Here is an 11,288-nt window from a genome sequence, read left to right as displayed (position 1 = left end):
TAATATAAATAATTGATAGCCTACTTCTTTCCTTTATGCATTAAAAGTAATAACCTGTATAAATTTAGATAAATGAGAATTGGACGTAATGACCCGTGCCCATGTGGATCAGGGTTAAAAAATAAATTTTGTTGTAGAAACAAGCCAAAAAAACGGCATTTAGAGAGTTTACCGATGAAAAAAATAGAAAAGAAACATTTCTTTTCGAAATTTGATAAATGCGAGTTGTTGAAAACACTTGCCGCATTATCAATTATACCGGAAAATCATGGTAAGAATATTAGGATAGAGGAGTTAATAGTCAAGGCACTTATTCATAGTGGAGCCGATACTAAAGTCCCAACTAAAGCAGAACTAAACTTTTATTTAGATAAAAATTATGCGCATCACCCTCATGAAGACCTCTCTGTAAATCCATTTACAGATCTGGTTACTTTCCTAGGTGGGGATTATTTTACTTTTCCGGGTATTACAGAAAATGGACAAGAAATATTGAGTAATCAATTAGGTGCAATTTTCCATTTTCCTGACACAAATATTCCTGACTGGTTTAAAAATAATACAGTACTATTAGCCAAGTTCCTTCTTGGTATCTCCAATATTATTGCCAAACGTCTTGGTTATAGCAGATATATGGATGGAATTATGAATAAGGATGAACTATTTGTACCAGACGACATCAAATTGAATGAAATTAAAAGATCTGTTTTCATAAGTAACGGTGACATGGAATCCTTTTTAAAAGAAAAGAATATTCCAGCAGAAGTGATGAATTATTTCATTGTTGCTCCGGAAAAAGAGATCGGCGAATTTTCTTTAGACCCGTATAATAATGTTATTCTTTACAAACCTATACTTAAAGTAGAAGAAGGTTATATTATATTGTCGCCTTCAACAATTTGTCTTGCTATAAGTGCTTCGATTTGGAATATGGCAAAAGAAGGTGGATGTATGAAAGAAGTAAATGATGCTTACCATTCATTTGCCTGGAATAATGTAAACCTTGGTCTTAGAAAATTAGGTTTTGATTATATTGAAATTCCTGAAATCATGTTCAACCCTGGCAGTAAAGCTGGGTTTTATTTGTTTGACGATCATAAAATTGCATTGGTACGTTACCTTGGAGATAACGGACAAAATTATGGTAAGAATAAAATTGGATATGGTTGTTTTGCGACTTTAGAAGGAGAAAATAAGCCAGAAAAGATTATTAAGGAACTTAAAGCGCATCCTCTTTATAAGGAATTTAAAATATTTTCCATTACAATAATTTCAGGAATTGGATCTGAGACCGGCTACGCTATAATGAAAGATGGTGCGGACAGGATTTTAGCATTGCCCATCGAAGAATTCAATACATTAACAATGGTATCTGAAATGGATGCGCTCGATTTGTGGAAATTTGCAACCTTAAAAGATGAGTTTTTAGAAGATAACCCTTTTGCTTTCAGTACTTCTGCATTGGACCAAATGAAATTTTATAAAGAAAATTCAGATTCATTTTATACGACTGACGATAGTGCACCTGTTATTCCAATATTAGCTCCGGGATATGCTAGAGATTGGTATATAATAGCAAGGAAACGTCCTGACAAACATTCCATTTTGAGAAAAAGAAATGATCGATATGGATATGTAGGAGTTGAAAGGAAGGATAAATTTATGCCGGTTTACCACAACGAATATGAATTAATTTCTGGGGAATTGAAATTTGCGGTTGAAGGCTACCTCCAACCAATTTGGGTCATAGCTGAAAACCTTGATTCCCATATGTCACCAGGTCTAAAAAGCATACATTATCAAATAACAGAAGGAATAAGTTATTGGTTATGGCAAATACAGGAAAGTATCAGAGAAAATATAGCAAAGCTTGGCGAAGAACCTTTGGAAATTGCTTTTGAACTGGATAAACCTGAAAAATTTGATAACATCGAAAGAGACTATATAAGAATCGAAGATTTAGGATCTTTTTTTAAGGTAGAGTTACGGGATAATGGATTTAAGATAATTATTCCAAGTGAAATCATTCCATATTTGTATGGGGAGGACAATGCTGGAGAGAGGGTCTTGGTTCGACAGATTTTAGACTCTTGTAACCAAATAATGATAAGAAAAGGGTTTGGAGACCTTTCAGTGGAGACCATTGATAAAATTATAGAAAAAGATGTGCCTTTGGGTATGAAAAAGAAATTCTTCATCCTTGACAGTCGTGACAACCTACTAATTGATCCAACGAATCTCAAAGAGTACAGATATGTCCAAGAATATGATACAGGAAAAGTTTTAGACCAGATTGTTGGGAAATTAGGAAAGTTGTGTCCACCAATCGGAGAAATAGCTACTAAAGATAAACGTAAGGAGCTTGCAAGGGATATTACTACTAAAGTATTATTTGGTCTTTTGAACGAAAAAATAAATAATTATGATTCGAAAGAACTTATTCAACGTTTAATAGGGCTTAACGAAAGTTTAATCAGGGAAAGAGAAATGTTAAGGATATATACTCCAACAAGAATAGCATGCTTTGTTTCAGAAGAAGAACAGACAAAAGACGTTCATGAGAAACTTTCCAAAATTAACAGAACCACAATTGCTATACGATGTCTGATAGAGCACCTAGCTGCTGAGCAAAACAATGGAAAAGAGAATTTTTCAACTACGGATATTGATGAGCTCTTAGCCATTATGGATCAAATTATCCAGTGGGGATCAATTGGTGATATGATCCATTTTGATCTATTTGATGTAAAGATGGCTGTATTACCATCTGGAAGGATTGGTACTACAAAGAAAGATATGGAAGAGGTATTTGAGCCTTATCATAAATCTAAAACCACAGAAGGAGTGACAAATGCCGTAAGTTCATTTAATCATGTTTTTCCGCAGAATAAGTCAGATAAAACAGGAAAGGATGTACCAGAAAAACTGGACAAAGCATTTTTAGCGGATTATGGCGTGTCATTTACCCGAATCTGCTATTTCTGCGATTGGCTCTCATACATAGGTTTAAACCAATCACAAGATTTTGCTTCATTACCTTTCAGTCAGCTGAGAAGTGAGATAAATAAATTTGCAAAGCCAGAGTTTTTGGAGAATGAATTTGAAAATGTGATTGATTATCTATCATTGAAAAAAAGAGGAAAAGTGGATAATGTCGATAAAGCAAGTGGTTTTGAGATTTCCGATATCATTCCTTGGAAGTTTAACAGAATGTTATCACTATTGCGTAAACCATTGATACTTTTAGGGGAGTCAAGTGATGCTGATAAAATAGCTTTATGGGGTCCTAGGCATATTCTTGAGATAAAACGGTATTTAGAAGAACAATGCCAATCTGGAAGATTAAGAGTTCCAAAAACAGAATCAGAGATTGTAAAAGTTTTAGGTGTTTTTGCCCAAGAACGCGGGGATAACCTAGTTAAGGCAATTGTCAATTCCATTGATCCAACAGGGCTAATTATTGATCAAGAATGTTTTATTGGTCCTAACGTTGAGTTTAAACATATGGCCGATATTGGAGATATTGATGTTTTGATTATTGATAAATCAACAAAGGTAATACTTAGCCTGGAAAGCAAAAGTATGTCCCCAAGTAGAAATATAATGGAAATGGTGTCTGAGGTAAATAAACTTTTCGGAAGTAAAAGTGAAAAAGGATGGATTGACAAACATATGGAAAGGCATGAATGGTTAGTTAAAAATAAGCAACAATTGACAAATAAATATGGAATTGATGTTTCTGATTATGAGGTAAGATCATTTTTTGTGACAGATGAAGACATGCTTACTCCTCATTTAAGAAAAATGAATTTGCCACTACCATTTATAACAAGATATGATCTGGAAAAAAATGGTTACAAAACTTTATCTAAGGAACAATAAGATGATACCAAGGAAAATATATAGAGGAGATGCTGACCCTAAAGACATAAGGAACTTGAGGTACAGCAGTTCCAGAGGACAGTATTATACCAATTTAATCAAGGGTGGTATTGGACAGAAGATTTTCTCAGAACCTTTTATGAATTTGGTAAATACTCATATCCTTTCAAAGTTCGAGATTTCGCATTTTCTTTCGTTTACAGAAAGTAAAAATTCTGCTATGCGTTACGGACTAAATTTAATGAGTGATGACGTAAATGTTATAGAAGCCTGCTCAATACCATATTATGAGGATAATTATAAGTGGGATTTTGCATTACTAACCTTAAGTATTGACTTTCTAACATTTAATAAAGAAGTTTTCCCCGGGGTTTATGAGTTGAGCTATACACCACAATTATTAGAATTTTCCAGACATGGACCTTACAGAGTCATCCTTATTGATGTGAGTAAGGCGTTGGGAGGAATGAATTCAGAATCTTACGCAACAGCATTAGAGTACAGTAAATACGACAGTGAGTGGTTAGTACTTCCTGCAACAATAAAAGAATTCAATGGAGGCAAATCAGAATTTTCAGGAATACTAGATGGAGCTTGTTTTGAAAGCCCTGAATATTTTATAATTGATAAAGAACAGTATGACCTGAACAATACGCTAGATTATGGCATTTAAAAGTGAAAAGGAAATGCAGGCTTGGCTGAGTGACCTTTTTAAAAAAGGTCACTTCTTAGCTGAAATCGTTTTAAATTATGAGGATTTTAGAAAAAATAAACACCATGATAATTATCCAGAATCTTCATACCAGAAAATAATTCAAAGTTTTCAACATTGTCTCAACTCTTTTGAAAATCATGAAGTTCTTTCGGAGGATGTAAATATCTCTTTGAATCCGGGGGATATATTGCGACCTGATTTTTTACTTTACTCACCAGGAAGTGAAAGTATCCTTATAGTTGAACTTAAAAACATAAAGGGTCCAACGAGACAAGTCGCAACAGAAATTGGAGCGTATGCTGCTGAAATAAGAAGTTATCTGCCTTTTCTTGCAGACGGTGATCTTGTAAATGTTATTATTTCATGTGAATGGCCAAGTTTACTCTGTCACTTTGTTTATAACGAAATAGTTTGGTTGAATAAAGGCATTATATGTTTAGAGCCAATTCAAAATGGCGACGAAATGGGTTTGAAAATAGTTGACCCACTTATTATTTTTAAAGAACAAATGATACCTTTAATTTCTGCTAAACAATTAGGGGGATACCAAATTTGCCTTTATGATGACCAGATTTTGGGAGGAGGTGATTATATGAGGTTAGAGGAATATGAGGATTCAATGCGAGTTGCCTTAAACGCCATGTCGGCAAAGGGCAATTCTTTGAAAGCAAATGGATTTGCATTTTTGTGGCGACACTGTTTTGATGTAGGTTTAGCTCCTTACAACATAACTGTGATAAATTTTGCTTCTTTTCAAACCCCATCACTTACAACGCGTAATCCTTTAATTCAAAAAAGTGATTTCGGAAAGAGACTTAAGAAAGTAGTTCGAGATTATGATCCTGAAGGCCACAGTAGAACATTAGATGTTATAGCTGATTATGGGGAAATATTTTTAAAGGAGTTTTGTTCCCCTAAAGTAGAAGGTTACTCAAATTGGGAAACTTTAAAGCCTAGAATCTTTACTAATACGGACGCTCTTGCATTTATAGGATGGGGAATTTTCCAAGATCGATTATTTGACCGTTTACGGTTAATGCCAAAGCATGACGAAGCTGATTTTCGATTTGAATCTACAGATCCATTGTTTGCAATTGAAATGCTTAACGAAATAATTAAGGAAAATTAATATATTATTATTTTTTTTGACTAAAAATCTAAATCAATATTTGGCAATTTAGCCTTTAATCCCTAAGCCTATTTTTCAAAATAAAAAATTATTATTTACCTATGAGCCTAAACAATAAAACAAAATCTGAAAGTAAATTGTCTGCAATTAATCAAGAGGTGTTTTTTAAGGAATTTACTTTTAGTAAAAATGATTTTAAAATTGAAGATAAATCCGAACTAGAACTTGCGGATAATCTTGTTTGGCTAGATGACAAATGCTTTATTTATCAGACCAAGGAAATGAACCAAAGCTCAGTAAATTATGAAAATTGGTTTAAAAGCAAAGTGCTCAAAAAAGCTGTAAAGCAGATTAAAGACACATTGAACTATTTAGATGTCCATCAATCCATAACCATTGAAAATGAAAAAGGACATATTTTGAATGTGAGTGATGCTCGAAAATGTGAAAATATAAAAAAGATTATCATTTATGAGCCTAATGATGACTTTCCAGAAAGGCTAAGGCATTGCAAATTTTATGAGAGCTCGGAAGTTGGACATATCCACCTTTTTCATATGGAGGACTATTTTCATATTTGTAAATATCTAATAACCCCTAGTGAGGTCTATGAATACCTGGATTTTAGAGAAGATTTTTTTGAATTTTATAAAGACGGTGCCAATCGTGTTCATGAACAATATTTATTGGGACATTTTTTCGAGACCCCAAATGTAGATCATTTCAATGCAGAATATATTAAAAATCTCAAGGATCAACATATAAAAAAGTTAGATTTTGATATTTCTGGTTTAATTGAAAATTTTAAAAAAGCAATTATTAATTCGGGATTTAAACCTGAAACCCATTATTATCCAATCATAAAAGCAATAGCTCAATTAAAAAGAAGTGAGCTTACAGAATTTAAAAAAAGAATTTCTACCGCTATTGAAAGATGTGAGAAATTTGAATTTATCATACCATACAAGTTTTATTCAATGCGGACAGATTGTGCCTTTGTATTTATACCTCTACACTCAAAAAATATTAATAATGCAGTTGTTGCGCTAAGAAATTTAACATATGCTATAAAATATGACAACAAATCGAGCAAAGCACTTGGTGTGGTGGTTTATAGAAACCCTGAAAATATTGAAAAAATTGAAACAGCATGGATGTTTATAGAAGAGGATTTTGTTTTTGATGAAAATATGGAAAAGGCATTAAAGGATAATTACCCATTCCGTAAATCCATTCATAAGGAAATAAAGAATCCATACAAATAAACCTAAGAAAAGAATCTTCTTGCATATAAAAAATTCGAAAATAGAATTATATTTTTTAAAATGATAATTTACTACTAAAACTAATTACGAAAGTCCAAATTAGTGCAACAGCATGCTTGATTTAATTTGGCTTTGCTAAATCACATATTTAAATTTTATAGGTGTTGATCTCTACACATATTCGAACCATCTTTTTTAAGATGGTATGAGGGCACGTTTTCGAAGACAGTAAAATAACTGCCATGATTCTGCCATAATAAATTTGCTCTGACTTTTATGATATTTTGAAGCGGCGGTGTATACAACGTGAAATCAAAATATTAGATCTTTATACGATTTAGACCATCTATTCATTTTTGGAACAATTTGAATTATCCTTTTTTAAGCCTAAATAACATTCCGGAAGCTACAGCGATAACGCTGTAAGATACAACAAGTCCTAAGCTCAAAGTTTTTGATAAGAGATAGCATGTGGAACAAATACCAATAACGGTAAGTGAATCGCCCGTACCCATTTTACATCAATTTCATAACGATTCAGTAGATAGAATGCTAATATATAGACTAATAATGTAGGAAGAGATAATACTATTCCGCCTATCAATATCCATGGGAAAACCCAAATATCATTGAATACTTCTTGGTTCTCAAACCCTCCATAAAGTGAAAGGATGATGGGAGCTATCAATATTGTGGTTCCCCAATGCTTAAATATATACGACCACCTCATCTAATAACTTCCCTTACTAGGTATCACATGTCTAACGCCACCTCTAGGATTTTCCATATCTCCAACATAACGTGGAATTAAGTGGCAATGAAAATGAAAGACCGTTTGACCGGCAGATTCACCACAATTCATGCCGATATTGTAGCCATCAGGAGTAAATTCTGCTTCAACTAAAGATCGAGCTAGGCCAATCGCATTATCCAAGTCAGCTTTTTCTAAAGGAGTCAGTTCGAAATAATCTGTACGAAGTGCCTTGCTTATTATAAGTGTGTGACCTGGGCTAACTGGAAATCCATCTCGTATAAGGAAGAAATGTTGTGTTTCTCCAATTTGTTTATCTGTTGGTAATTCTAAAAAGTTTTTAATGCTACTCATGGCTAAAAATTTCCCTGCAGTTCGATCCACGGCTCCCATTCATGGATAGAGTGGGAGAGTGCTAGGTTATACTGCGTTTGTAGAAAGATACGTCTTTTTTCTTTATTTTTCCCTGTTTGATTAATAATTGTTTCGGCAAGAGGATGTTTACTTTCTATGTAGAACTCATTTCGGTTATATAGCCTTTCCAAGTAGCGGCGATGTGGTACTCTAGCACTTTTATCACCGTTGATTTTAGGATCTGCCAAAACCAAATTCCAGATACCGTTAATATTCGCTTCTTCTGCGGTGTGAGCCTTTTTATTAAGATGCGGTAGGAAGTGGTCTACTTCACAGATGTTCTCCGATCCTTTGTTTACAAATATATCTTGGTAAGAGTAGAAGCATTTTCCTTTTTGGTAACCGTTTAACGAATCTCTGACAGAGGTTATATCAATCCGACGCATAAATGAATCTATGAACAATTCCTGTTTTAGCGAATCGTGTTTTACTTCTAATAGATTGGGATTCAATTGGAGGTTCCAAGCTGTTTCGACCAGATTCCATCTTGCATCAACTTCTTGCTCCAAATTTATAAATTGTAGCGCCTCCCTTAATTTAAAGATATTGTCGGTAAGAATGATCTCTTTTCTGCCGTCAGCATAGTTCTTTTGATAAAAAGGATCTCTGATAATGTCGCCATTTACATTTTGAAATGCATCGACAACATTGACAAAACCGTATTTAATTGTCGTTTGGATCAACTGATCTTCATTGATACGACCAGCAATAAAATCGCGACAAGCATTTAAAAATTTGCTAGAAGAAGAATTACCTTGCTTATCACTTTTCCGTAAATGATCAACAATATTCTTGGAGAAGGGTACTGCTAAATCTTCCAATGACAATGACGATTTGCCGGAAGGCAGTAGTTCAATGATTGACTTAGCAAAAGCAAATTTATATGTTGCCGAGTTTTTGCCAAACAAGATGATTGCTCGCCATTGCGATTCGAGACTGGGGTCGTTTATCTGAAATTGCGTCACCAATACTATTTTATTTGAGAATACGTTTCAATCAATTCTTTCGCAATAGGAATATCAGCAGGAGCGAGTTTCCAATTTAATAGGTCACTAACTTCCACCCACTCAAGTTGATCATGATCGGTAGACTCAGAAGCTATATTTTCGGTCACACAAATGAAAGAGATCAATTCAATTGTGATTTTTTCATAATAGTGAACTGTATTAAAAAAGTGCTTTTTGATATTCACGTCCAAATTAAGTTCTTCCATTAATTCGCGTTTTAGCGAATCTTCGTGAGACTCAGCTTCTTCAACCTTGCCCCCCGGAAACTCCCAATAGCCACCTAAAGATTTTTCCGGTTTTCGTCGGCAAATCAAAACAAGATTATCTTTGAATATAATTCCACAAACAACTTTAATGATAGCCATGTCGTTTAATTTATTTTACTTTTATTTCGAAGAATAATAGCCTCTTTACTAGGTTGTAATTCAGTTGTATTAGGAAGATTTAATTTCTTTCCATTGTATATTTTATATTCAGAATTTCTTAGGGAGTCATCGATACTAATAGTATACGTCTCAGAATCTATAGTTATCAGTTGTAGATCAAAGAGTGTATGTAAATCGGCGCGAAGGAGTATTCCATTTTGAACGTGATTAGTTTCCTTTCCTTTATACGGAAGGATATGTGCAGCTTCTAAAATAGGTTGTATTTCACAGCCTGAAATTGCACATTGATAATTGTAAGCTTTTAATAGATCTTTCCTGAATTTTGGCTGGCCTTGTCTTACACTAATTTCTCTAGCTATTTTTTTTCTTCCATCTTCAACGTTCTCTGGATCAAATGGTGTCGATAGGGAATTGCTAGTTACTAGGTCTTTTACAGGTATATTTGAGCTGTCTATTAAATTTAGCTTAAATAGAACTAGATTAAGAGAAGCCTCTAAATGATCAAATAATTCTTTATCATCAACAAGTTCGTAATAGAACTCTTTAGGATTAGCAAATGTGTTATTGTATTTTGTATTCTCCTTGCCACCGTCAACATCAATAAATAAATTATCTTTATTAGATTTTTTTCTAGTAATAACATCCAATCCCTTTGGGTGCGTTTTAGATTCGGCACAACCTGCGACAGCTCCTCGACCCAATTTATCAAAACATATCACTACATAGATTCCATTTGATACTTTCTGATCGGGGGGCAAGATAGAGACATGAAGAATGTTTGGGAAGTTAGAAGCTCCTTTTGAGTATTCAAATTTTAGATCTACACCCTTATATTTTCTAAATCTATCTTCAAGCTTATTTCTAAACGCAGAGAGATTCGCAAACACAGGCTTAACGAGTTCAGAATTTGTTGATATCGTTTCACCTTTAATCGGCGGATTGTTTTGCCTAAAGGAACAAAGTTCATTAAATTCTTTTTCAATCATTTTTTGAGTAGTAATATGTGACTATTTTTTTCAGCTGTTGCTTTATTAACAAAGTAATTCATTCAATATTAAATTGACTATACAGCAGGAGGAGCGGGATAATTGTTGTCGTTAGGTTTAACAGCTTTTGCAATATCCTTTAAAATTTCATTTTGCTCGCGTAACGCTGCGGTGTGATCGCGTTTGACGATTAGGTATCTTTCAAGGAGATTTGAAAGAATCAGGTACAGCCCGTAGAGACAAATTGCAATAAATCCTCCGTAAATGAGGTACATGAATAATCCGAATGAGAACATAATTTATAATTTATTGGTTAAGGTATTTTTGTTTTAATCCGTTCAAATTTTTAACATGATTTATACTATTTCTTCAATAATAGACTTACCACTAGATTGGTCCCCACTTGTCCATTTCCACTCCTCGTGCAGTCTAATTCTTCCATCTTTAAGAATTTCAGGAGTAGATTTACAGAGCCCCGTCATGATTTCCCCTGCAGTATTAATATGATGGTACCGCATATCTATATTGCCATTTTCATCTACAACTCCTAATAAATGACCTGAGACAATATTCCCTCCTGAATAATTTGAATTGAGAATATTCCCAACTTGTATATAGTGAAACGTGGTCTCGCCCGAGGTGTCACCATTATCTGAATTGTTGATGACTCTGAATATTCGATTATTGTAGTTCATTTATCAATTTTGTTCTTAATATATTTAGCATACTAAGTGAATTAGGAAATATCCGTTA

General features: G+C 33.7%; 10 protein-coding genes. 4 read left to right on the top strand and 6 right to left on the bottom strand.

Annotation, left to right across the window (positions count from 1 at the left end):
* The first annotated feature begins 174 nt into the window (after positions 1-174).
* From B3P16_RS20350 to B3P16_RS20335, 4 genes are all read left to right on the top strand, one after another.
* Entirely contained in the window at positions 175-3,882 is a 3,708-nt protein-coding gene (locus tag B3P16_RS20350; protein WP_286844121.1) for a hypothetical protein, read from the top strand.
* A complete protein-coding gene (locus B3P16_RS20345) occupies positions 3,851-4,555 on the top strand; it encodes a hypothetical protein (RefSeq protein ID WP_286844119.1) in 705 nt (234 codons plus the stop codon). Before B3P16_RS20350 ends, B3P16_RS20345 begins: the two co-directional genes overlap by 32 nt.
* Positions 4,545-5,726 carry a hypothetical protein gene (locus tag B3P16_RS20340; protein ID WP_286844118.1) on the top strand — a complete coding sequence of 394 codons (1,182 nt, stop codon included), beginning with the start codon at positions 4,545-4,547 and terminating at the stop codon, positions 5,724-5,726. The genes B3P16_RS20345 and B3P16_RS20340 overlap by 11 nt, the downstream gene beginning before the upstream one ends.
* 101 nt (positions 5,727-5,827) lie before the next feature.
* Positions 5,828-6,991 (top strand): hypothetical protein, encoded by a 1,164-nt coding sequence (locus B3P16_RS20335; RefSeq protein ID WP_286844117.1) that lies wholly within the window; start codon positions 5,828-5,830, stop codon positions 6,989-6,991.
* A 730-nt stretch (positions 6,992-7,721) separates the two neighbouring features.
* Here the strand turns inward: B3P16_RS20335 and B3P16_RS20330 are convergent.
* From B3P16_RS20330 to B3P16_RS20305, 6 genes are all read right to left on the bottom strand, one after another.
* Positions 7,722-8,096: an HIT family protein gene (locus B3P16_RS20330; protein WP_286844116.1), complete on the bottom strand. Its 375-nt coding sequence runs from the start codon at positions 8,094-8,096 to the stop codon at positions 7,722-7,724.
* A gap of 2 nt (positions 8,097-8,098) precedes the next feature.
* Positions 8,099-9,121, bottom strand: coding sequence for an HNH endonuclease domain-containing protein (locus B3P16_RS20325; protein ID WP_286844115.1), 1,023 nt, complete (start codon positions 9,119-9,121; stop codon positions 8,099-8,101).
* Between the two features lie 5 nt (positions 9,122-9,126).
* The gene (locus B3P16_RS20320) at positions 9,127-9,528 is read right to left on the bottom strand and encodes a (deoxy)nucleoside triphosphate pyrophosphohydrolase (protein WP_286844114.1); all 402 of its coding nucleotides are present in this window, start codon (positions 9,526-9,528) and stop codon (positions 9,127-9,129) included.
* 5 nt (positions 9,529-9,533) lie between these two features.
* Positions 9,534-10,535, bottom strand: a complete 1,002-nt coding sequence (locus B3P16_RS20315; RefSeq protein WP_286844112.1) for an HNH endonuclease — start codon at positions 10,533-10,535, stop codon at positions 9,534-9,536.
* Positions 10,536-10,612: 77 nt separating this feature from the next.
* Positions 10,613-10,831 (bottom strand): hypothetical protein, encoded by a 219-nt coding sequence (locus B3P16_RS20310; protein ID WP_286844110.1) that lies wholly within the window; start codon positions 10,829-10,831, stop codon positions 10,613-10,615.
* 60 nt (positions 10,832-10,891) lie between these two features.
* Positions 10,892-11,230, bottom strand: a complete 339-nt coding sequence (locus tag B3P16_RS20305) for a n-acetylglutamate synthase (RefSeq protein ID WP_201671002.1) — start codon at positions 11,228-11,230, stop codon at positions 10,892-10,894.
* Positions 11,231-11,288: the final 58 nt, after the last annotated feature.

It is taken from the genome of Sphingobacterium sp. UBA7631, assembly GCF_002483935.1.
In the GTDB taxonomy this organism is placed as follows: Bacteria; Bacteroidota; Bacteroidia; order Sphingobacteriales; family Sphingobacteriaceae; genus Sphingobacterium; species Sphingobacterium multivorum.
The sequence above is the reverse complement of the archived record's forward strand: the minus strand, read 5'-3'. Positions and strand labels throughout refer to the sequence as shown.

Coding starts and splice junctions, on each gene's coding strand:
- B3P16_RS20345 (WP_286844119.1), top strand. CDS start 3,851: ATGGTTACAAAACTTTATCTAAGGAACAATAAGATGATACCAAGGAAA.
- B3P16_RS20310 (WP_286844110.1), bottom strand. CDS start 10,831: ATGTTCTCATTCGGATTATTCATGTACCTCATTTACGGAGGATTTATT.
- B3P16_RS20315 (WP_286844112.1), bottom strand. CDS start 10,535: ATGATTGAAAAAGAATTTAATGAACTTTGTTCCTTTAGGCAAAACAAT.
- B3P16_RS20320 (WP_286844114.1), bottom strand. CDS start 9,528: ATGGCTATCATTAAAGTTGTTTGTGGAATTATATTCAAAGATAATCTT.
- B3P16_RS20305 (WP_201671002.1), bottom strand. CDS start 11,230: ATGAACTACAATAATCGAATATTCAGAGTCATCAACAATTCAGATAAT.
- B3P16_RS20350 (WP_286844121.1), top strand. CDS start 175: ATGAAAAAAATAGAAAAGAAACATTTCTTTTCGAAATTTGATAAATGC.
- B3P16_RS20335 (WP_286844117.1), top strand. CDS start 5,828: ATGAGCCTAAACAATAAAACAAAATCTGAAAGTAAATTGTCTGCAATT.
- B3P16_RS20330 (WP_286844116.1), bottom strand. CDS start 8,096: ATGAGTAGCATTAAAAACTTTTTAGAATTACCAACAGATAAACAAATT.
- B3P16_RS20340 (WP_286844118.1), top strand. CDS start 4,545: ATGGCATTTAAAAGTGAAAAGGAAATGCAGGCTTGGCTGAGTGACCTT.